General features: G+C 58.4%; 15 protein-coding genes. 8 read left to right on the top strand and 7 right to left on the bottom strand.

The genetic code is table 11. The features are described from left to right. Window positions 1-53: 53 nt before the first annotated feature. Entirely contained in the window at window positions 54-4,748 is a 4,695-nt protein-coding gene (locus DU29_RS1000000130875; protein WP_028620412.1) for a dermonecrotic toxin domain-containing protein, read from the top strand. Window positions 4,749-4,765: 17 nt separating this feature from the next. On the opposite strand, the gene pdxR is transcribed toward DU29_RS1000000130875, so the two are convergent. Beyond that, window positions 4,766-6,316 carry a MocR-like pyridoxine biosynthesis transcription factor PdxR gene (pdxR, locus tag DU29_RS0103220; RefSeq protein ID WP_028620411.1) on the bottom strand — a complete coding sequence of 517 codons (1,551 nt, stop codon included), beginning with the start codon at window positions 6,314-6,316 and terminating at the stop codon, window positions 4,766-4,768. 90 nt (window positions 6,317-6,406) lie between these two features. Between pdxR and DU29_RS0103215 the strand changes: the two genes are divergently transcribed. From DU29_RS0103215 to DU29_RS0103205, 3 genes are read left to right on the top strand one after another with little or no spacing between them, the layout of a single operon-like run. After that, window positions 6,407-7,030 (top strand): FMN-binding negative transcriptional regulator, encoded by a 624-nt coding sequence (locus DU29_RS0103215; protein ID WP_028620410.1) that lies wholly within the window; start codon window positions 6,407-6,409, stop codon window positions 7,028-7,030. A gap of 10 nt (window positions 7,031-7,040) precedes the next feature. Continuing rightward, a complete protein-coding gene (locus DU29_RS0103210) occupies window positions 7,041-7,487 on the top strand; it encodes a GNAT family N-acetyltransferase (protein WP_028620409.1) in 447 nt (148 codons plus the stop codon). Window positions 7,488-7,504: 17 nt separating this feature from the next. Beyond that, entirely contained in the window at window positions 7,505-8,176 is a 672-nt protein-coding gene (locus DU29_RS0103205; RefSeq protein ID WP_028620408.1) for a GNAT family N-acetyltransferase, read from the top strand. 53 nt (window positions 8,177-8,229) lie between these two features. Here DU29_RS0103205 and DU29_RS0103200 read toward each other — a convergent pair whose 3' ends face one another. Beyond that, the gene (locus tag DU29_RS0103200) at window positions 8,230-8,508 is read right to left on the bottom strand and encodes a helix-turn-helix domain-containing protein (protein WP_028620407.1); all 279 of its coding nucleotides are present in this window, start codon (window positions 8,506-8,508) and stop codon (window positions 8,230-8,232) included. Beyond that, window positions 8,505-9,830, bottom strand: coding sequence for a type II toxin-antitoxin system HipA family toxin (locus DU29_RS0103195; protein ID WP_028620406.1), 1,326 nt, complete (start codon window positions 9,828-9,830; stop codon window positions 8,505-8,507). Before DU29_RS0103195 ends, DU29_RS0103200 begins: the two co-directional genes overlap by 4 nt. A 230-nt stretch (window positions 9,831-10,060) precedes the next feature. Here DU29_RS0103195 and DU29_RS0103190 point away from each other — a divergent pair, with 230 nt between their 5' ends. Beyond that, window positions 10,061-13,015, top strand: coding sequence for an autotransporter outer membrane beta-barrel domain-containing protein (locus DU29_RS0103190; protein WP_028620405.1), 2,955 nt, complete (start codon window positions 10,061-10,063; stop codon window positions 13,013-13,015). Between the two features lie 201 nt (window positions 13,016-13,216). Continuing rightward, a complete protein-coding gene (locus tag DU29_RS0103185; protein ID WP_028620404.1) occupies window positions 13,217-15,634 on the top strand; it encodes an autotransporter outer membrane beta-barrel domain-containing protein in 2,418 nt (805 codons plus the stop codon). Between the two features lie 83 nt (window positions 15,635-15,717). On the opposite strand, the gene oadA is transcribed toward DU29_RS0103185, so the two are convergent. After that, window positions 15,718-17,526, bottom strand: coding sequence for a sodium-extruding oxaloacetate decarboxylase subunit alpha (gene oadA, locus DU29_RS0103180; RefSeq protein ID WP_028620403.1), 1,809 nt, complete (start codon window positions 17,524-17,526; stop codon window positions 15,718-15,720). An 11-nt stretch (window positions 17,527-17,537) separates the two neighbouring features. Beyond that, complete coding sequence (locus DU29_RS0103175; RefSeq protein ID WP_028620402.1) at window positions 17,538-18,953, bottom strand: acetyl-CoA carboxylase biotin carboxylase subunit; 1,416 nt, start codon at window positions 18,951-18,953, stop codon at window positions 17,538-17,540. Window positions 18,954-19,157: 204 nt separating this feature from the next. Between DU29_RS0103175 and DU29_RS0103170 the strand changes: the two genes are divergently transcribed. Further along, window positions 19,158-20,105: a LysR family transcriptional regulator gene (locus tag DU29_RS0103170; protein ID WP_177326937.1), complete on the top strand. Its 948-nt coding sequence runs from the start codon at window positions 19,158-19,160 to the stop codon at window positions 20,103-20,105. On the opposite strand, the gene DU29_RS1000000131100 is transcribed toward DU29_RS0103170, so the two are convergent. Together DU29_RS1000000131100 and hexR are read right to left on the bottom strand one after the other, a co-directional pair. Beyond that, window positions 20,047-20,259, bottom strand: a complete 213-nt coding sequence (locus tag DU29_RS1000000131100; protein ID WP_081832425.1) for a PA3496 family putative envelope integrity protein — start codon at window positions 20,257-20,259, stop codon at window positions 20,047-20,049. The genes DU29_RS0103170 and DU29_RS1000000131100 overlap by 59 nt on opposite strands. 254 nt (window positions 20,260-20,513) lie before the next feature. Then, complete coding sequence (hexR, locus tag DU29_RS0103160) at window positions 20,514-21,380, bottom strand: transcriptional regulator HexR (protein WP_028620399.1); 867 nt, start codon at window positions 21,378-21,380, stop codon at window positions 20,514-20,516. 348 nt (window positions 21,381-21,728) lie between these two features. Here hexR and DU29_RS0103155 point away from each other — a divergent pair, with 348 nt between their 5' ends. Continuing rightward, on the top strand, window positions 21,729-22,043 hold the full coding sequence (locus tag DU29_RS0103155) for a hypothetical protein (protein ID WP_028620398.1): 315 nt from the start codon (window positions 21,729-21,731) through the stop codon (window positions 22,041-22,043). The last annotated feature ends 22 nt before the right edge of the window (window positions 22,044-22,065 follow it).

Below are 22,065 nucleotides of genomic sequence, written 5' to 3'. Positions count from 1 at the left end.
TCGATGCCATCGCCAGGAATTCATCCTGATTACCAGCATCGAAGGAAACAGCCATGCAAAACCACACTGCGGACAGTGACAGTTCCGATCCCCTGGTGGAAAAAAATGATCAGGTCAACCTGATCAGTCGCGGCCCGCTGCTGCATGAGGTCGCTTCGCAGTTACTGCGTCGAATGCTCAAGGAAAGCTACCCCGACCTGAATATTGACCCTGATAAAACAATGATCGGTTTCCCGCAGTGGCAAGTGGTCGATGGTCAGGTGGAAAAGGGTCCGCTCCTCTTCGAATCGCTGACGTTTGCACTGATGCAATACGGGCTGGATGGCACGACGGCCGATTTCATCGAGGGCGAACAATTCCTCACCCTTGAGCCAAACAGCGAGGACCCGGTTCAACTGTCGGTGGGCATTGAGGACATCGCCAGGACGCTCAACCAAGCCGCCGCGATATTGTTCGTCGAGCTGCAGGACCGTCAGCTCAATTACTGGAACGCAACCAGCCATGGCCACATACGCTGGCAGGCGTTATCCAATTCGCTGCGCAAAGCGTTCAACGTCAAACAGGTCAAGGGCTGGGACGCCAACGAATGCGCCATGGCCCGTGCCATATTTGCCGACCCTGACAGAGAGACGCGCGCGAATGCCGCCACCGGTTTTACTGACCTCAAGGCGTGCCTGATCGATATCGATATCGTTGAAAACGGAAAAACCCGACACCTGCTGATGGGCGGCGCGCTGGTCGCACAGGCGACCTACGATGATCGCAAGCTCATCGTGATGTACACGGTCGATTACGGTTATGAGTCTTTCAGCACGATGGAAAAGTTGGGCGATTCACTGCCTCAACGTCTTGATCGAGCCGAAGGTACCGAGCTGAAATGGCGCTTGTACGAGCCCGATGGCGACGTGTTCGATCACATGGCCCTCGCCTTGGTTTCATCGCAGATCGAGAGCATTGATTCGCTGGGTCATGCCAGTGAGTTCGCCGAATCGGCAGAGCCGGAAAGCGGCCTGGATAACGACGAGCAGGCGCATTACAAAACACTCGACGCGGCAATTCCGCAGTGGCTGCGCAAGGCGCTGCCCAACGACCTGGATGATTACCGCCGCTACATTACGGCGCTGGGCAAATTGTATCGCGACCCCAAGCACCACGCTGCCCGCACCGAAATCCCTTCAATGGCGCGATACGCCCACCAAAAGATGAAGGACGCGATCATTGCCGACAAGCGCGCGGTTGCCGCTGCGACGCTGCCTTGGGATCAGCTGCGCATCAAGATCACCAACAGTTTTACCGTCGACAACCTGGTGTTACCCAACCCGCACGAGCAGCACACCGAAACCCTGGCCGAGTACGCCATGGAAAACGACGCGCCGTACATGGCCAGTCTTTCCTTCAAGACCGGAGAGAAAGTGCCCGCCTGGTTGACGGCTGAATTTCTGACCGAGATTGCCGGCCAGGTCGACATCGGCAGCGCTTACCCCGCGTTGATCAAACGCCAACTGATCGATGATCCGCTGACCTCAAAACGCCAGGCGAGCTTGCACCGCGAACAACTGCGTTCGCTGCTGCCGCTCAAGGCGCTGGAGGGAAAGATCAAGAAGGAAGCGGGCATTGACGAACAGGGCTACGAGATCATCTGTGAATGGATGGATGGGGTCGGCGAGGCAAACGACGACATTGCGCTCTATGCGCTGTCGATGACGCCGCAACATCGTCTGATCCGCTCAAGCGATACCGTGACCAACATGTACATCATCAGCCCGCGGGTCCGCCAAAACGCTCCATGCCTGCTTTATCGACCGATGCAGGACACGCCGTTGATGCAGTTTCCTTCGCGGCAGAATTTGCTGTATGCCCTACACCAACCAGGTGAGCTGCGCGATTCGATACTGGCGTGGCTGCCGAGCAAAACGCTGAGTTTCGAGTATTCGCAATACGTCTTCCCTACCGGATGGCCGTCGCCATGGCTGACCGTCGAAGAACTGGTCAATCCCCTCCATCGCCCCGACCAGTTTGGCCGTGTGGTGCTGAATGGCGAGGAAATCACCGGGAATGTTCTCTCCGAGTTGTTCAAACGCAATGCGCAAGCGCTGGTCACGCTGGCGGACCGTCAATCGCAATCGAACGCTGAACGTCGTTGGACCTTATTGAAGGACAGCAGCTGGGCCTTGTTTGGGGCGGCGGCCAATTGCCTCAGCGGTGCGGTGGGTACTGCCGTCTGGGCCTGGCAAACCATCGAGCAGATTCAGCAAACCGTTGATGCTCATAAACGCGGCGACACGTTCGTGCAGTGGAAGTCCACGGCCGATATTCTGCTGGCGCTGGGCATTCTGCTCAGCCATCACGCGGCGATGCGGCGCAAGGCGCTGTCGAGCAAGCTGAGGGGCGTTGTCGCACCGCTGGCGGAGGTCGCCGCCTCCGGGCAGGAGATTATTGAACCGGTAAAGGAGGTGACCGAACCTGAGGGAGAGGTCACTGAACCGGTAAATGAAATCACCGAACCTGAAGGAGAGGTCACTAAACCTGTCCAAGACATTACCGAACCCGTGGAGGACATCAATGCGCGGCCGGCCCCAACGATTATCACGCTGGACCAAGACGCCTTGGTCGGCAAGCTTCCCTCAACGCACGAGCCCGTCGTGGACCCTGGCGCGGCAGTGCCGAGACGGTCACCGGCAGAACTGGTGATCTACCTGGATTCCCTTCAGGTGACACCTGACGGTTTGAAATCCGATGAGGCGGCGGGCAGTCAGAGCACTGTTCGTTATCTGCACAAAGTGGCGGACAAAACCTACGCCAAGGTCGGCAAGCGCTGGTTCAATGTCAGTGTCAACGAGGATGCTGATGCAGATCCGCCACTGCAGATTCTCGACCCGAAAAACCCGAAAATTACCGGCCCGTATCTGACCGATGACCCCGACGGTCGCTGGGTGATGGACCTGCGAATGCGCTTGCGTGGCGCCGGCCCGTCAGGTCGCCTCAAGGCGCTGAAAGCAGCTAATGTGCGGCGCAGAACCGAGCTGCAAAAAGAGCTTCAGCAGTTTCAACGTCGCAAGCTCAACCCGACTGATGAAGGCGGGACCGAGATTCAAATGCAGGCTCAAGTGCTCAAGGCCAAGGACGACTACCTGGCAGCCACAGACGAGAACCGCGGCCAACTGTCGGCCACGTTCACAGGGCAACTGGACCAGATGATCAGCGCCTATCAAAAAGCTCTCGATCAAGCGAAGGAGTGGCACAGCCTGGGCGGAGGCTCTAGCTACATCAACAATTCGCTGCGGATGCATACCGAGTTACAGAAACACATTTCATTATGGTTTGCCGTTAAACGAAATCAATATGCCGTGGGCACGCGCGCCCTGCAGGCCGAAACCACGATCACCCATGAAACCAGGGACGCCCATGTGGCGCAGGTAAAGCGCGTAACAGACCTGAGCGAGGCCATGATCAAGAAACTTTCGATTTCACAGAAGGCGTTAGACGCACTGAACGCACTGGGAAGGCCGGGTATTGAAAAAGCATCGACGATCCACACGCTGCTGCCTAACTTCACCGAATGGGACCTCAAGGCCAATGAAATCGGCATCGCGCAAGAACTGTGCATGGCGGAGCCGCTAAACTCGCTGTACTCGCAAGCTCATGATCAGGTCGGTGAATTGCTCTACCGAGGCGCCGGGGCCGCACATCGGGTTTCGCAGCTGCTCAAAGGCACACCGGGGGAATCCGCCCCGCAAGGTCAGGTTGAAGAACTCAGCGCAATAATCGACACGTTTGCCGACGTTGACCAGAGACTGGGCGATCTGCCGGAGAGCTACCCGGGTGCCTTTAAGCAAACTCAACTCGAGCATTTGCGCGGCCTGCTCGGCGCGTTCGCTGCACACGCGCAATCTTTGCGATCCTCGTTACTCGACGAAGACCAGATTGCCCTGCGGAAAGAGCCTTCACGGCCATCGACCTCGGGCGGATCTCGCCAAACGGTCAAAGTCAGGAAGACCCGCCCGCGCCAACCTGCCCTCCCGGAAACTGCGCCCGATACTGCGGCGCCCATTGGCCCGATCGCCCTGGAAGCGCGGCAGCGGCCCACTCCAACACTTGATGACAGAGACATCATCAGCACCAGCCTGAATCTGGTCTTGGAGGCGCCTGCATTCATAAAACGCACCCTGAAAGACGCTGATAAGCCCTCTCGTATCCCTGCGGACATGCAGGACATCTTCGATCAGCAAGCCAGCAAGCTTGAACAAAGCGCAGCCAGCGTCGATGAGATTCTGGCCCGCACCAAAGAATTTCCAGTGCACACCCTCGGGGAGGAATTGCGCGCCGCTGCGGTGACAATGCGTGAGTCTGGCATCAGTGTGCGCGCCAATCTGTACAAACTCAGGAAGCCCACCCAAAGCACCCTGCGCTGGATGCATGAGAATGGCCAAATCAAACTGCTGCGAGACAAAGGCCGGATCAAAACCAAACAGCTGGGCGACTATTTTCAGGAGTACCGGGTACTCGACAAGAAACATGACGACAAGGAGCTATGGGTCGCGCATTTCCATTACGAGAGCCTGAAAAGTCCGGTCGGTAATCCCACTGCGGCGCATTTGAAAATTGCCGACACGTATTTGCAGAGCCTTTCTGCGGAACAACAAAAAACCCTGACCACCTTCGAGCCGGTGGACGGCGTGCTGCGCAAGATCAATGACGCTGATGTGCGCAAGTGGTTTTTTGACCTCGAACCGCCCGCCAGGAAATGAGCCATTGAACGACAGGCTTAGGTAAGCCAAACCCGGCGCAGTCGCTCAAGTGCTGCACTGATATCAGCCTCGCGCACCGCCGCAAACCCCAGGACCAGCCCTGCTCGCTGCTCCGGGGTTAGCGTCGAGTCCGGCAGCCAATAGCTGCTGAGCGGATTGATTTCCACGTCAACGCTTGCAGCTTTTTCAATCAGCTCCTGCTCTCGGGCCAGCGACTCGACCGCCACTGTCAGGTGCAACCCGGCCGCGACCGTCGGCAATTGGCCGACACCGGCAACGTCCTTCGGCCAACCACTCAACAGCCTGTTGAGCCGACTCAACGCCGCCCGGCGCATGCGGCGGATGTGTCGCTGGAAATGTCCTGTCGCCATGAATTCGGCCATCACCGCTTGAGTGCTGACCTCTGAGTGGCGCATGTCCACCGCTCGGCGCTGGGTAAAGGCTTCCACCAATGCGGGGGGCAACACCAGATAACCAAGCCTCAGCGCCGGGAACGCAACCTTGCCAAATGTGCCGACATACAACACGCGACCCTGTTGATCGAGCGCAGCCAATGGCGCCAGCGGTGCGCCGCTGTAGCGGTATTCACCGTCGTAGTCGTCCTCGACGATCCAGCCTTGATTGCGCTCCGCCCAGGCCAGCAATTCCAGGCGTCGCGCCAGGCTCATGACCACGCCGGTCGGGTACTGATGAGACGGCGTGACGTACGCCAGTCGGCAACCACTCAAGGCGTTGAGCTCTGCGCAACTGAGGCCCTCGGCGTCTACCGCAACACCGTGCAATGTTGCTCCTGCCACAGCGAAGGCATGGCCCGCCGCTCGGTACCCTGGATTCTCGATCGCCACCCCATCCCCAGGCTCTACCAGCAGCTGTGCACAAAGGCTTATTCCCTGCTGCGCGCCACTGGTGATCACTATTTGTTCAGCCGTGCACTGCAGGCCACGGGAGCTGCGCAAATACGCGGCAATCAGATCGCGCAAGCGTTCATCACCGGCCGGATCGCCGTAGCACAACATCTGCAGATCGGGCTTTCGCCAGAAAGCCGCATTCAGCTTGGCCCAAACGTCGAATGGGAATAAATCAAATGCGGGCACACCGACCCGAAAAGCGCGAGGCGGACCACTGGGAGGCAGGGCTAAATGGTTGTTTTTAATCCGGTCGAAACGCTCATTGTGGATAACTTTACTGGATGGAATCACAGGTAAATCCAGCGAATTTGTGGATAAGGCTGTGGGTAAGCCTGTTGAAAACCCTGTGGATACTTTTGTGGACAGTTTTTTTGCGACGGGTGAAGTTTGCGGCAGCTGGGCGACGTAAGTGCCATCACCGATCCGCCCTTCAATGAAGCCCTCGGCGTAGAGTTGGTCATAGGCCCGGACCACGCTGTTGCGCGAAATGCAGAGTGCAGCTGCCAGGTCACGACTGGCCGGCAATCGTGTGCCGCTGACCAGTCGGCCGTCCAGTACGCGAACGCGCAAAGCCTGATACAGCTGACGACTCAACCCCTGGCGACGATCCAGCTCGATGCCAGCAGGATTGAAGGACAGAGAAAGCGGTGCATCAGCCATGGTATTGGACCTATGAAAATGGTGGGTAATGGCTCTTACAACAGACCAATAGCCTGCCTAGGATGGGGGCATCCGCCAAGGGAATTTTCCATGTATACGCCAAGCAGTTTCGCCCTCAATGACTTGCATGAACTGCATCAGCACATACTTGGCACCCGTCTCGCGGTGTTGGTCACGCACGGTGATGACGGGCTGCAAGCGAGTCATTTGCCGCTTCTGCTGAATCCTGATGAAGGCGCCAGCGGCACGCTTTACGGTCATTTCGCCCGCGCCAATCCGCAGTGGAAAGCCTTGCAGCAAGGCGCTGAAGCGCTGGTGATTTTTGCCGGTGCCGACGCTTACATCACGCCGGCGTTCTACCCGGCGAAAGCCGAGCATGGCAAAGTCGTGCCGACCTGGAATTACGTCGCCGTTCATGCGTATGGCACAGCCGAAGTGTTCACTGACGCGGACCGCTTGCTCCAGCTTGTGAGTGCGCTCACGGATCGTCACGAATCCGCGCGTGACCAGCCATGGAAAGTCGCCGATGCTCCGGCTGATTACATCGACGGCATGCTCAAGGCCATCGTCGGTTTTGCCCTGCCGATCCAGCGCCTGGAAGGCAAGCGCAAACTCAGCCAGAACCGGAGCACTGCAGACATTGCCGGCGTGCGCGAGGGGCTTGCTGCCAGCCCCGATGTGCACGATCAGGCACTCGCCCACTTGATGCGTTAGAGGATCGAACATGAATCAGATCGACATTCGCCAGGTCAGCGGCGATGACTACGCCGCCTGGTTGCCGCTGTGGCAAACCTACCTGCGTTTCTACAACACCGAATTGCCTGAAGCCGTCACCCAAAGCACCTGGCAGCGCATGCTCGACCTCAACGAGTCGACTCACGCTGCGTTGGCCTGGGCGGGTGACGAGGCTGTGGGCATGGTGCACTTCATCTACCATCGATCGAACTGGAGCATCGAAAACTCCTGCTACCTGCAAGACTTGCTGGTGATGCCTGAAACGCGCGGCACTGGCGTGGGTCGGCAGTTGATCGAATTCGTCTACGCCACCGCCAAAGCGGACGGGTGCTGCAAAGTCCACTGGCTGACCCATGAAACCAACGCCACCGCGATCCAGCTCTACGAGCGCATCGCCGAACGCCCTGGTTTCATCCAGTTTCGTAAAGGCCTCTAAGGTTCAAGGAGAACACCATGTCGACTTCCCTCGCCGACTGGAAAGGCGCCCCGGCGCCGTCGGTAAAAACGATCGAAGGGCGTTTCATCCGCCTGGAAAAATTAGACCCTGCGCGTCATGGCGACGATTTGTGGAATGCCCTGCAAGGTCCGGGCGGCGATCCGAAGCTGTGGGACTATCTGCCTTACGGTCCTTTCCCGGAACGTCAAGGTTTCAACGACTGGCTGAACAACCATGCGGCGAGCAGCGATCCGTACTTCTTTACCGTGATCGACCGTGCCAGCGGTGAAGCGCAAGGCCTCCTCAGCCTGATGTCGATCGTGCCGTCCCAGGGCCGCATCGAAATCGGCCATGTGACCTTCGGCGCACCGATGCAGCGCTCGCCGAAAAGCACCGAAGCGGTTTACCTGCTGGCAAAGGAATCTTTTGCCTTGGGTAACCGGCGTCTGGAATGGAAGTGCAACAACGGCAACGCGCGCTCAAAATACGCGGCCGAGCGCTTGGGCTTCAGCTTCGAAGGCGTTTTTCGCCAGCACATGGTGGTCAAGGGACAGAACCGCGACACCGCGTGGTATTCGATTCTGGACGCGGAATGGCCCGCAATTGGCGCAGGGTTTGAACGCTGGTTGAGCGATGAGAACCAGACGAGTTCGGGACAGGTTAAAACGCTGGCCGAATGCCGCGCCTGAACGATTGTTCCCACGTTTCTGGCGTGGGGAACCCTTGCGCTAAGGCTATGCCATTAACTGAAATCGCGCCGAATCCGCACCACGCCCATCTTCAATCCAAAAGGACGAAACACCGAATTCAACGATTTCAACGTCTGATTCCCTTCGCCATGTTCGATATGCACCAGGGTGCGTACCGAGATTTTGCACATTTTGGCGAATTGGCTTTGATGTAAACCCGTAACCTCGACACGCAAGCGCCGCACCGCCTCGCCAATCTCCAGCGTGCCCTGGGCCAGCCCGTCCTGGATGCTTTCGATCACTAATGCGCGGGCGTCGATGGAGAGAGTCATTTCAGCCCCCAGTGCTGCATTCGTTGGTCGAGGTTTCGCAAGGCAATCGCAGGATGGTTCAGCGTGGCTTCGGGCAGGCCGCTGGCAGAGAGAATGTCCGGCAACGCCAGGAAGCGGCGCGCGTCGTCGCGCAGACCTTCGAACAACGCCTCTGGATCTCCGATCATCGACAATGTTTCGCAGACGGCGCGCCATTTCACCTCGCCGCCCACTTCGAGGTCCTTCGACCATTTGGTCGTCCGGGTCACGCCCTCGTCGTCCATGACCATCGGTGCCAAATCGTAGATGGGGGCAAGACGCACACTGCTTTCCTCGCGAATGATGGATGTGTTGCGGCCGTGATTGTCGGAGTTGCCGAGAATTTTATTGAGCAAATCACGACGCAGATAATCGGCGATCAAATCAGGGATCTGCTCGGCCTGTCCTGCTTGTTTCCACAGGCGTGCCAACAGCTGGATGACTTCCATATGGTCCATATAGCTGCCCGGGACGGTCACACCGGCGAGCGAGTAAACCGACTCAACGGCTAATCGCTCAACGCCTGGCGGGCTCACCGTGCGATCAAAGCGCTTCATCCAGAGACTGGGCTTGGTAGCCTCTTCCAGGGCAAGGCCATCCGCAGCCACTGTCTCGATTCCGAGTGTGTGCAGCGCTTTGTAGTAATGGAACTCGCTTTTAAGGATGGTCTGGTCCATCTGGGTTGCCCGGTTACGGGCAAATTTCACAAACCAGTGCTGTGCGACCTGATCATCTGACAGGACTGCGTCTGGATACAGCAACCCGTCGCGAGCTTGCGCCATGAGCAATTTCGGCGCTTCTCCGCCCGCTCCGGTTGCGCCACCGATTGCAGCGCCCTGCTCGTAGGCGTACTCCAGAAAAGAGTTGTCCCGCGCGACGACCTCCTCGCGACCAAACCCCATGACGGCCCGGTCATCCAAAGCCTCGATGGATTCCTTGACGCGCAGATGGCCGATGGGTGCAGGCGTGGATCGTCCCAGCAGAAACAAATCGGCGCTAAGGTCCTCAGGCTTATCCTGTCCAAGGCGTGCCATGAGAAAGCGCCGGGCCGCCCCCGCAGGCGCGATATCGAACAGGAAGGCAGGCGCTTTCTTCAGCGAAGTGCTGTCCCAGTCCAATGGCAACCTGGCACTGACTGCCTTGCAAAACGGCAGATCAATCGATTCCAGATGATTGGCGATGTAGTCAGTCTTGTAGCCGATTCGGCAAGCGCCTTCAAAGCCCTTTTCCGGCTCGACGAATATCAGCGTCATTGCGTCTGACCATTGTCGGTTGGCATACGCCTGCAACGTAAGTGTGTACATTTTTAACCGCCCCACATTGCGCCTTGGCTTTTTAACAGAAATCCCCGTACGCAATATAGTGCATAAAAAAATCTTCTGCAGTTTTAGAAATGCAAAATAATGCGTAAATCACCCATTTCACCTTTGAAAAATGCATTTAAATGCAGGGATGAAACTTTCAACAGACATCAATCTGTAAACACCTTCCGCTATACAGGACGCCCCGCTTATAACAAAAAGGCTGTTAGCTCATGTCCTTCTCGCCCCATCGTCTCGCGCTGACCATCGCTCTTTTGGCGAGCGCTTCAGCCCATGCCAAAACCGTGCAAATCGACACGGCCACGACTGCCGCGCAAACACTCGGCGGCAGCGACTCGCTGAAAATTTCGGCACCCGGCAGCATCACCAACAGCGGCAAAACCGTGAGTCTGAAAGACAGCACCAGCGGCGTGGGCGTGGTGATCGACAACGCGGGCAAGATCGTTTCCACAGGCGGGCGGGCGATCGACAGCAGTGGCGACCTTACCAAGGCCCGCAATTACAGCATCTACAACCGCGCTGGCGGGCAAATCCTCAGCGCTAACGATGCGCTGCGCATCGACAGCAATTTTGTCAGCGGCGCGTTGTTGATCGATAACAGTGGGCTGATCCGCTCCAGCACGGGTCAGGGCCTGGACCTTGATGCGTTGCGCAGTGACGGCGCCACCACCACGATTATCAATCGTGCAGGCGGACTGATTCGCGGCGAGGCCAGCGACGGCATGAAGACCGGCACCAACGCGAGCATCACCAACCATGGCGAGATTTCGACCGGCGACTCGCGCAGCGCCGATGACAAGTTCGACGGTATCGACATCGACTCCGCGACTGGTGTGAACGTGACCAACTACGGGACGATTTCCGGCGGTCGGCATGGCATCACCACCGACCTCGGCGCCACCCTGACAAACTACGGGACCATCACTGGCCGCAACGGCTCGGGCTTCGGCTCCGACGGCGACGGCACGGTGATCAACCACGGCACCATCACCGGCGCCTACTCCGGCCTGCAAGCCAATGGCGACGGCGATGGCGTGGACATCGACAACCTCGCGCACATCGAAAATTACGGTGTCATTCAGGGCATCGGCGCGGGTGGCGTGGACAAGGGCGGCTTTGCCAACGGCAGCGAAGGCATCGCCCTGGGCGGTGGTTATGTGTTGAACGCCAAGGATGCGCTGATCAGCGGCGCTACCAGTGCGATCCTGGTCGATGACGGCAGCGGCGGCGCGAGCATGGCAGCGACCACACTGGAAAACTTCGGCACCATTCAGGGCCTCGACGGCTTCGGCGTGAAGCTGGTGGGCGAGTACGACGACCGCGTCATCAACGGCGGCACGATCAGCGGCAGCAACGGCCTGGCGCTGGATCTGGGTGCTGGCGACGACGAGCTGGCGTTGCGTAGCGGCAGCCGCTTTGTCGGCGTGGTCGACGGTGGCACAGGATACGATCGCGTGCTGATGGACGACTCGGCCGGCGGCAGTTTTGCGGCCAGCCGGAATTTCGAATGGCTGGAGGTCAGCCAAGGCGCGTGGACGCTTACCGGCCAAGGCGACTTCAGTGACGGCGGCGCGGTGCGTAATGGCGCGACCCTGATCAATCAGGGCGGGGTTGCCGGCGATCTGACTGTCGACTCGGGCGGCGTGTACGCCGGCGGCGGGTCGGTGGGCAATCTTCTGGTCAACGGCACCCTGCGCACCGATACCCGGCTGGGCACGGCTACGGTGGTCGGCGACCTGACCATGGGCAGTGGCTCGACCCTGGCCTATGGCGTCAACGCCGACGGCAGCAGCGCACCGATTCAGGTGGGCGGCGTTGCCAGCCTGAATGGCGCAACACTGGCGGTGAATCCGGGCAGCGGAACCTGGCCGTGGCAGAGCCGCTACACCGTGCTGCAAGCCGCGAGCATCGACGGCACCTTCGGTAACGTCACCAGCGATTTTGCGTTCCTCACGCCGACCCTCACCTACACGCCCACCGAGGTCGACCTGACCTACACCCGCAACGACATTGCCTTCAACCAATTCGCTAACACCGCCAACGGCAGCAGTGCGGCGAACAGCCTGGCGTCGATGAGCAAGAACAATGCGCTCTATAACGCATTGCTCAACACCACCGGCGCCACCGCCGGCAACGCAATCGAACAATTGGCGGGCGCAAGCAACGCCAACCTGACGAGCGCAACACTGAGTGCGAGCAGCCAGATCGGTGGCAGCATGCTCTCGGCGATGCAGCAGATGAGTACCGGCTCAGGTTTGCTGGCAGGCCTCGATCAACACGACACGCCAATGCTCGCAGCCACCGGCGTACCCTCCGACGCGCGCAACCTCAACGATCCCAACGCTCGGGGTCGGCTCTGGCTGCAAGGCATTGGTGGCTACGGCAAGCTTGATGGGGAACACGGCAGCAGCGGTCTGGAACAGCGCACAAAAGGCAGCGTGATTGGGGCCGATTGGGCACTCGATCCGCAATGGCGTCTCGGGGTGCTCGGCGGTTATTCGAAGACAGATCTGGACGCCACAGGTGTCGATGGCAACGTCGAGAGCTGGCATGCCGGCGTTTACGCCCTGCGTCAGAGCGGCCCGTATGCCTTGCGTCTGGGTGCCGCCTGGAGCGGTCATCAGGGTGAAAGCAAGCGCACGGTCGCCTTCAACGGTTTCAGCGATCGGCCGAAGGGCGATTACGACGCCGACAGCCAGCAAGCCTTTGCCGAGCTCGGTTATGCGATGGGCAGCGGCCGCCTCAGCGCAGAACCCTTCGCCAACCTCGGCTACCAGCGGTACCACCGCGACAGCTATCAGGAAAAAGGTGGATCTGCTGCGTTGCAGGTCGACGGGCAAACCCAGGACAACTTCAACAGCACCTTCGGCGTACGGCTGGCGCACCTGAGCACCCTTGAGAATGGCATGAGCCTGACCCCGCGCATGACGGCCGGCTGGAAGCATACGTATGGCGATGTCAGCAATTCGACGCGTCAGGCGTTTGTGGTCGGCGGCACCGCGTTCAGCGTGGACGGCAGCTCACTGGATCGAGACAGCCTGGTGCTGGAGGCCGGCGTCGATCTGGCCATTTCGGCACGCCATTCGGTGGGCGTCAGCTACAGCGGTGAGCTGGGCAGCAACAGCCGCAATCACGGGTTGATCGGGCAGTGGCAAATGAGTTTTTGATTGTACGAAAAGTGCTCATGCGTTGATGGGGCGTAGGTAATTGCTGCGCTCCGTCATCAGCAAAAACCCTGGTCGCGCTGCAAGTTGCGCTTTTTCTGCAAAACCCTTCGACAAAGCCTGCGCGGGTCACAGAACCAGCTGACATCGGCAAAATCCGCCTTCTTTTAGAGTTTGGCCTCCTGTTCACAGAGGCCAAATTCGATGCCCGTTCAACATAAATACCGTCCCCATCATCTTGCTCTGGCGATTGCGCTGGGGTTGGGGTTGGGTTGTGCTGATTACACAAGCGCCCAAGAACTTTTAGAACTGGCGGAATCCACAAATCAGCCCGAAGCAATTGAGCAGTCAGAACCCGTGACTGATCCGTTCACGCGGCTTTCAAATTTCATCAATAAGGACACTACGCATAAAACAGAAATTGGCTCGCCTCAGCCCGCTGTGAAAGGTGTTTCAGTCAAACCAGACGACAGGGACGATCTCATCATCGTCAAGAACGGCGGCAGCTTCGAGGGGAGGGTTGACGGCGGTAAAGGTGTCAACGTCATCCAGCTGATCGGTTCCGAGGGAGGTCAATTGGGAAACACCCGAAACTTCGACAGCGTCTATGTTTCTGCGGGTACGTGGACACTTACCAGCAACGGGGATTTCAAAGAGGGTGTGTTAGTGCTCAACGACGGCACGCTGACTAACGACGGGAAGATCAAAGGGGGCGCATTTACGATTGGAAGCCTTATCAACAATGGCGACATCAAGGGTGCCGTAGTTGTTAACGACGGCGGCAATTTCGCTGGTAGCGGTACCGTGGGCCGACTGGATGTAGCCGGCCTTCTCAGTGTCGGAAGACTTCAGGGTGCACCTCGAATCAAGGGCAACTTGAATATTTCGGAGACCGGCGTGCTTGCCTATCACATCAGTCCCGACGGCAGCGGAGAAACCTTGAAGGTCGATGGCGTTGCCAGCATTGAGGGTTCGACCCTTAAAGTCCACGCCACTCCGGGAGGCGAATTGCCGCTAAACGGGAACTTAACCATTATCGAAGCGAAAAAAGTCATTGGCGAATTTGGCAACATCGAAACCAACCTAGCGTTTTTTACTGTGAAACCTCGCTATGAACTCAAGAATGTCGGACTGGCATACGCACGAAATGATGTGCCCATCAAAAGCCTCGCTACGACCGATAACGCACGCGAATTAGGTGAAAATATCGAAGAGCCGACTCCTGTGATTCAAGTCCAGGAAGTGCCTGAAAATACGTTAAACATGGTCGAATTGCCGATTTTACCTACCGACGAGACCCCCGCCATTGTGGCTGTGCAAACACCCGTTATCGAACCGGATCAACCTGTCTTGCCTGCCGTAGTAAATGCGCAGACGGCAATCGTCGAAGCATCTCAGGATGTCACCGCAGATGCGCCCGCTGTCGTCATAAGCGCCACTGCCACCGCTGAAACGTCCGCTGGCGCCGCAGCGCAAGCCGCCGTCGCTCAGCCCGTCGTTGTTCAACCCGTCGCAGCTCAACCCACATCCGTTGCTACCGCTGCCAACCCCACTGCCGCCACACCGAAGCCAATCGCCATAGCCAAAAATGCCGCAATCGCCGCCCTGCTCCGCAGCGATAAACTCACCGCCTCCCGTGCACTCGAACAACTGGCCGGCGGCAATACCGCCAATCTCGCCAAAGCCACCCTCAACAGCGACGCTCCCATCGGTGCGTCCATGCTCTCGGCCATGCGCCAACTTGACCGCACCTCCAATAATTTCGGCACGCGCAATGCGCCACGTCTCGCCGCCGGCAGCGAAGACACCGGCAGAGTCTGGCTGCAAGCTCTGGGTCATGGCGGCACACTCGACCGCGACAGGGACGCCTTGAAGCATTCCAGCAAAGGTCTGGTGTTGGGGGCGGACTGGAGCGTCGGCGAAGCATGGCGCCTGGGGATGATCGGCGGTAAATCCGACACGCGTCTGGACAGCCGTGGACTCGATGGTGATCTCGACAGCTGGCACTTGGGTGCTTACGCGCTGCGCCAAAGCGGGCCTGTCTCGCTGCGCCTCGGCGCCGCTTACAGCAAGCACGACGCAGCCACCAAACGTCGCGTTGCCTTCAACGGTTTCAGCGATCGTCTGAAGGGTAGTTACGACGCCAACACCCAACAGGCTTTCGCTGAACTGGGTTACAAATTGGACATTGCCAGCACCAGTGTCGAGCCATTTGCCGGCATCGGCTACCAACGTTATCAGCGCGACAGTTACACAGAAAAAGGCGGGGCCGCCGCACTGCAGATCCATGGTCAAACGCGGGACAACATCAGCAGCACCTTCGGCCTGCGTCTGGCGAAGCTCAACATACTGGATAACGGCATGCAGCTGACTCCACGGATGAGTGCCGGCTGGAAGCACACCTATGGCGAGCTCGACAATCAGACGCGCCAACGGCTGGTGACGGGCAGCCGTGACTTCACGGTCTCGGGTGCCGCGCTCGATCGCAACAGCTTGCTGGTGGATGCCGGGCTGGATCTGGCTGTAACAGCAAGCCATTCGCTCGGCATTGGGCTCAACGGTGAAGTCGGCACAGACAGTCGAAACCAGGGTGTCACGGGCCAGTGGCGGATGAGCTTCTAACCGGTCCTCCACAAACCGCGGGCGAAAAAAAAGGGGAGCACATGCCCCCCCGAGGTTTAAAGCGGTGTATCGAGGCTGTTAACTCAGCCTTCGATCTCGATCAGGATCTCGCCCGGGTTGACCCGGTCGCCTTTGGCCACGTGAATGGCGGTGACTTTGCCAGCGATGGCGGCCTGCACTTCGGTTTCCATTTTCATGGCTTCGGTGATCAGTACAGCCTGGCCAGCCTTGACCATGTCGCCCTCGCCGACCAGCACATCGACGATGTTCCCCGGCATGGTCGTGCTGACGTGGCCCGGTGCAGTGGCTTGCTTGCGCTTGCTGCTGCCGCCGCTGACAAACTCGTTGAGTGGCTCGAACACCACTTCTTCCGGCATGCCGTCGATGGACAGATAGAAGTGGCGCTTGCCCTCAGCCTTGACGCCAACACCGGTGATATCCACGCGGTAGGTTTCACCGTGGACGTCGATGACAAATTCGGTCGGGACGCCTTCGCCACTGGCGGAGGTCACCGCGCCGGCTTCCGGAATCGGCAACAGCACTTCAGGGGTCAGCGTGCCGGCAGCACGCTCTTCAAGGAATTTACGGCCGATGTCCGGGAACATGGCGTAAGTCAGCACGTCCTCTTCCGACTTGGCCAAGGCGCCGATGTCGGCACGCAACTTGGTCATTTCCGGCTTGAGCAGATCCGCTGGACGGACGTCGATCACCTCTTCGCTACCAATCGCCTGGCGCCGCAGTTTTTCATTCACAGTGCCCGGCGCTTTGCCGTAGCCACCTTGCAGGTACAGCTTCACCTCGTTGGTGATGGTCTTGTAGCGCTCGCCGGCCAACACGTTGAAAAATGCCTGGGTGCCGACGATCTGCGAGGTCGGGGTCACCAGCGGCGGGAAGCCGAGGTCTTCGCGAACACGCGGAATTTCCGCGAGCACTTCGCTCATACGGTTCAAGGCGCCCTGCTCTTTCAACTGGTTGGCCAGGTTGGAAATCATCCCGCCCGGCACCTGGTTGACTTGCACGCGGGTGTCGACGGCGGTGAACTCGCTTTCGAACTGGTGATACTTTTTGCGCACGGCGTAGAAGTACAAGCCGATCTCTTGCAGCAGTTCCAGGTTCAGGCCGGTGTCGTACTCGCTGCCTTTAAGGGCGGCAACCATCGACTCGGTGCCCGGGTGACTGGTGCCGGAGGCGAAGCTGGAGATGGCGGTGTCGATGTGATCGGCGCCGTTCTCGATGGCTTTGAGCTGGCACATGGTGGCCAGGCCGGCGGTGTCGTGGGAATGGATGAATACCGGCAGCGACTGCTCGCTTTTCAGAGCTCTGACCAACTCACCGGTGGCGTACGGGGTCAACAGGCCGGCCATGTCCTTGATCGCGACGGAGTCGCAACCCATGGCTTCCATCTGTTTGGCCTGCGCCACGAACGCCTCGATGGTGTGAACCGGGCTGGTGGTGTAAGCGATGGTGCCTTGAGCATGTTTGCCGGACGCTTTCACCGCTTCGATGGCAACACGCAGGTTACGCACGTCGTTCATCGCATCGAAAATACGGAACACGTCGATGCCGTTGACCGCTGCCTTGGCGACGAAAGCCTTGACCACGTCGTCGCTGTAGTGGCGATAGCCGAGCAGGTTCTGGCCGCGCAGGAGCATTTGCAAACGCGTGTTAGGCAGTGCGGCGCGCAATTGGCGCAGGCGCTCCCACGGATCCTCTTTCAGGAAACGTACGCAAGCGTCAAACGTCGCGCCGCCCCAGCATTCCAGCGACCAGTAGCCGACTTTGTCGAGCTTGTCGCAGATCGGCAGCATGTCTTCGGTGCGCATGCGGGTGGCAAGCAGCGATTGGTGGGCGTCGCGCAGGATGGTGTCGGTAACGTGGATTTTCTTAGACATTTTGTTATTCCTCACAGGCCTGCGTGGGCGGCGATGGCGGCGGCGATGGCCAGGGCCAGCTCTTCGGGTTTGCGCTTGATCGAGTAGTTGGTCAGTTCAGGGTGGGCTTCAACGAAGCTGGTGTTGAACTGACCGCTACGGAATTCCGGGTTGCGCAGGATTTCCTGGTAGTACGCGGCGGTGGTCTTGACCCCTTGCAGACGCATGTCGTCGAGGGCGCGCAGGCCACGGTCCATTGCCTCTTCCCAAGTCAGTGCCCAGACCACCAGTTTCAAGCACATGGAGTCGTAGAACGGCGGAATGGTGTAGCCGGTATAGATCGCGGTATCGGTCCGCACGCCAGGGCCGCCCGGCGCGTAATAACGGGTGATCTTGCCGAAGCTCGGCAGGAAGTTGTTTTTCGGGTCTTCAGCATTGATCCGGAACTGCAAGGCGAAACCGCGGTGCTGAATGTCTTCCTGTTTCACTGAAAGCGGCAGGCCGGAAGCAATGCGGATCTGTTCACGGACGATATCGATGCCGGTGATTTCTTCAGTGATGGTGTGCTCTACCTGCACCCGTGTATTCATCTCCATGAAGTACACCTCGCCCTCGGCGAGCAGGAACTCCACGGTGCCGGCGTTCTCGTAGCCGACAGCCTTGGCCGCACGCACCGACAGGTCGCCGATGTAGGCGCGCTGTTCCGGAGTCAGTTGCGGGCTCGGGGCAATCTCGATCAGCTTCTGATTGCGGCGCTGGATCGAGCAATCGCGCTCGAACAGGTGCACCACGTTGCCGAAGCTGTCGCCGAGGATCTGCGCTTCAATGTGTTTGGGATTGACGATGCATTTTTCGAGGAACACTTCCGCCGATCCAAATGCCTTGGTGGCTTCGGAAATGACCCGAGGGAAGGCTTGTTCGAGTTCTTCGCGGCTGTTGCAACGACGAATGCCGCGGCCGCCGCCACCCGAGGTGGCTTTGAGCATCACCGGATAACCGATGCGATCGCCCTCAACCAATGCCTCTTCGATTCCTGCGACGTTGCCTTCAGTGCCCGGTGTGACCGGCACGCCCGCCTTGATCATGCTGCGGCGCGCTTCGGTCTTGTCGCCCATCCGGCGAATCACTTCTGCCGATGGACCAATGAATTTGATGCCGCGCTCGGCACAAATGTCTGCAAGCTCGGCGTTTTCCGAAAGGAATCCGTAACCGGGGTGCAACGCATCGCAGCCGGTTTCCACGGCCAGGTTCACCAGTTTGCGCGGGTTCAGGTAACCGGCCAACGGGTCGGCACCGATGCTGTGGGCTTCGTCCGCACGCTTCACGTGCAGGGCATGGCGGTCGGCGTCAGAAAAAACCGCGACCGAGCGAATGCCCATCTCGGCGCAGGCGCGCACGATTCGTACGGCAATCTCACCACGGTTGGCGATCAGGATCTTTGTTATCACTTGGAGTTTCCCTTGAGCCGGTGGCACCCACGACCTGCTAGACCAGGTCGACGCGTGACTAAATGTTTCGATTTAGTCGCAGCTCCACACTAGCCCTCACAAGGGATTAACAAAAATGAATAATAATTGGGTCAGCCATAAGTAAAGACTTATAGTCGACGCACCAGACTGGTTAGGGAACCTCCAAATATGCGTAAGTCCTTGATGCGTATGACATTGCGTCAATTACAGATCTTCAATGAGGTTTGTGATCTGAGGTCTTATAGCCGTGCGGCCGAAGAAATGTCGCTGACACAACCTGCCGTCAGCTTGCAGATTCGTCAACTGGAAGAGCTGATCGGTCAGCCATTGTTCGATTATGTGGGCAAAAAACTCTATATGACCGAAGCAGCGGAAGCCCTGCAGCGTGCGAGCCGGGACATTTTCGGGCGCCTCGAAAATCTCGACATGCAGTTGTCGGACATGCAGGGTTCGTTACAGGGGCAATTGAAACTGGCGGTCGAATCCAGTGCCAAGTATTTCGTCCCGCATCTATTTGCCGCCTTCAAACGCCAGCACCCGGAAGTGAACCTGCATCTGACCGTGGTCAATCGCGGACAGGTCATCCGGCGGCTCTCTGACAATCGCGACGATCTGGTGATCATGTCGATGGTGCCGCAGGACATGGGTTTGGAGTTTTTGCCCTTTCTCAACAACCCGATCATCGCCGTGGCGCCGCCGGATCATCCGCTCAGCCACATGGGACCTTTGCGCCTGCAGGATCTGGAACCCTATACGTTGCTGCTGCGCGAGCCGGGCTCAGGCACAAGGTTGGCCTGCGAGGAATATTTCAAGGAAAAGCGCGTGCACTTCACCCAGACCCAAGAGGTCGCATCGGCGGAGGCGCAACGTGAATGTGTGCTGGCGGGTCTGGGCCTGGCGCTACTGACGCGCCACGCCCTGAACCTTGAGTTGGCGACCGGCGCGCTGATTGAGCTGCCGGTCGAAGAGCTGCCGTTGTATCGCAGCTGGTGCCTGGTGCAAGCCAAGGCGAAGCGGCTGTCACCGGTCGCGCATGCGTTCCTGGCGTTTATCCGCAGCGAACGCGTGCAGATCAGCGCGCTGGTTGAGCGCTTCGACGGGAAGTTACCGGTGCTGCCTGCCAGTAATTGAGTTGCAGATCGTCAGGGTAATCGCCGATCTCGGCCAGCAGCTGGCGGCGTTCGCAACGATCTTCGATCGCGCGGCGAAACTCCATGCGGCGCTGATCTTCCTGCTGACGACGGGTTTTGACAGCGCTGTTGCGTTCTTCGTAGGGCTGGGCCATTTCGAGTCTCCCAAGGCGATTACGGGAGTTTCAAGATAGGCGCTGTAGATGACGGTTTGGCAGCGGGTGAGTTACAGACAGATGAATGTTTTTGCCATGGCGATATTTATTGTGGCGAGGGGGCTTGCCCCCGTTCGGCTGCGCAGCAGTCGCAAAACTCTCGCATGCTGCGTCGTACTTAGTTGTCCAGGGGGCCGCTTCGCAGCCCAACGGGGAAGAATCCCCTCGCCACAGGGGTCGCATGTTGCCTTGATTCAGTCATCCAGCGCTTTCACCGATTTGGGCGACAAACGCAAACTGCGCAGGCTGCGCTTCACACTCTTCAGATGATTGACCAGGCTCGGCCCGCGCGCCATGGCCACACCCATCGCCAACACGTCGATTACCACCAAGTGAGCAATCCGCGACGTCAACGGCGTATAGATTTCAGTGTCTTCGTGCACATCGATCGCAAGATTGACAGTGGACAACTCGGCCAGCGGCGTCTGGCTTGGGCACAACGTGATCAGCGAGGCGCCGCTTTCGCGTACCAGATTGGCGGTGATCAGCAGGTCCTTGGAGCGCCCGGACTGGGAGATACAGATCGCCACGTCGGTCGGTTTCAGCGTCACTGCCGACATCGCCTGCATGTGCGGATCAGAATACGCCGCAGCGGTCAGCAACAGCCGGAAGAATTTGTGCTGGGCGTCCGCCGCTACCGCTCCCGAGGCGCCAAAGCCATAAAATTCGACCCGTTGCGCCTGGGACATGAGCGTAACGGCGCGCTGCAACTCCACCGGATCGAGCCGCTCGCGGACCTCCATCAGGGTATGCAGCGTGGTGTCGAAAATCTTCAGGCTGTAGTCGGCGACCGAATCGTCTTCATGGATCGCAAACTGGCCGAAGCTCGCACCGGCCGCGAGGCTTTGCGCCAGCTTCAGTTTCAGGTCCTGAAAACCGGAGCAACCGATGGCGCGACAAAAACGCACAATGGTCGGTTCGCTGATGCCCACGCTGTGAGCGAGGTCGGCCATGGAGCTGTGCATCACCGCCGCCGGATCAAGCAGCACGTGGTCGGCGACCTTGAGCTCCGACTTGCGTAACAGGTGGCGTGACTGGGCGATGTGTTGCAGCAGATTCAAGGGTTGGACTCTTTGTTATTGGCAGGTGCCGGGGATGTAGCACGCTTGTAGTTATACTACATGAATCAGCATTTTGCCTGCTCAATACGTAACCAATCCCTAGAGCTGCCGTGCTTGGGCCCTCATGTAGCGCACCGGATCAGTATCCAGCGAGGCACCTCGCGCTTATCCGGCATCAACGCTTTAAACAAACTAACCAACTATTATCAAGTCAGACTAAAACTCTACACCCGAAACTTACAACACACGGATTTACAATTGGAACGGTAAAACTTTCACAACATGGAAGTTGCTTAAGTTAGATTGCACCTGCAGGACGCAATCAACTTAATTATGGAGCTACACCTTATGAGTATTAAAACCAAAAACTGGGCTGCACAAATCAATCGCATGCCCGGCGACGCTTTTTTCCGTACGACCGGGATTGTAGCCGTAGCGAACCCGGGCATTACGCCAACCCTGGTTTTCTGCCCGATCCAGGACAAATCTTTCGATCTGCGCTTGGAGTTGAAACTTGAAACTTCCAGTGAAGTAGCTTTGCAAGTAGTGACGGAAAAACTCGTCGAATACAAAGTACCGGGCGACTCTAACGTCTCCGGTGTAAGTATCTTCTATAAAGGCAAACTAGTTCATCACATCGACAAAGTTGACGTTACTAACTAACCGCCATTGCCTTCCCACCAAC

It is taken from the genome of Pseudomonas sp. Ant30-3 (assembly GCF_000690905.1).
Classification (GTDB): Bacteria; Pseudomonadota; Gammaproteobacteria; order Pseudomonadales; family Pseudomonadaceae; genus Aquipseudomonas.
Note: the sequence above shows the minus strand (reverse complement) of the source record. Positions and strands in the feature narration are given on the sequence as shown.

Excerpts from the sequence above, each read along its gene's own strand:
- DU29_RS0103155 (WP_028620398.1), top strand. The coding sequence starts at position 21,729 with ATGAGTATTAAAACCAAAAACTGGGCTGCACAAATCAATCGCATGCCC.
- DU29_RS0103215 (WP_028620410.1), top strand. The coding sequence starts at position 6,407 with ATGTATACGCCAAGCAGTTTCGCCCTCAATGACTTGCATGAACTGCAT.
- DU29_RS0103200 (WP_028620407.1), bottom strand. The coding sequence starts at position 8,508 with ATGACTCTCTCCATCGACGCCCGCGCATTAGTGATCGAAAGCATCCAG.
- pdxR (WP_028620411.1), bottom strand. The coding sequence starts at position 6,316 with ATGGCTGATGCACCGCTTTCTCTGTCCTTCAATCCTGCTGGCATCGAG.
- DU29_RS0103170 (WP_177326937.1), top strand. The coding sequence starts at position 19,158 with ATGCGTATGACATTGCGTCAATTACAGATCTTCAATGAGGTTTGTGAT.
- DU29_RS0103185 (WP_028620404.1), top strand. The coding sequence starts at position 13,217 with ATGCCCGTTCAACATAAATACCGTCCCCATCATCTTGCTCTGGCGATT.
- oadA (WP_028620403.1), bottom strand. The coding sequence starts at position 17,526 with ATGTCTAAGAAAATCCACGTTACCGACACCATCCTGCGCGACGCCCAC.
- DU29_RS0103205 (WP_028620408.1), top strand. The coding sequence starts at position 7,505 with ATGTCGACTTCCCTCGCCGACTGGAAAGGCGCCCCGGCGCCGTCGGTA.
- DU29_RS1000000130875 (WP_028620412.1), top strand. The coding sequence starts at position 54 with ATGCAAAACCACACTGCGGACAGTGACAGTTCCGATCCCCTGGTGGAA.
- DU29_RS0103210 (WP_028620409.1), top strand. The coding sequence starts at position 7,041 with ATGAATCAGATCGACATTCGCCAGGTCAGCGGCGATGACTACGCCGCC.
- DU29_RS0103190 (WP_028620405.1), top strand. The coding sequence starts at position 10,061 with ATGTCCTTCTCGCCCCATCGTCTCGCGCTGACCATCGCTCTTTTGGCG.
- DU29_RS1000000131100 (WP_081832425.1), bottom strand. The coding sequence starts at position 20,259 with ATGGCCCAGCCCTACGAAGAACGCAACAGCGCTGTCAAAACCCGTCGT.
- DU29_RS0103195 (WP_028620406.1), bottom strand. The coding sequence starts at position 9,830 with ATGTACACACTTACGTTGCAGGCGTATGCCAACCGACAATGGTCAGAC.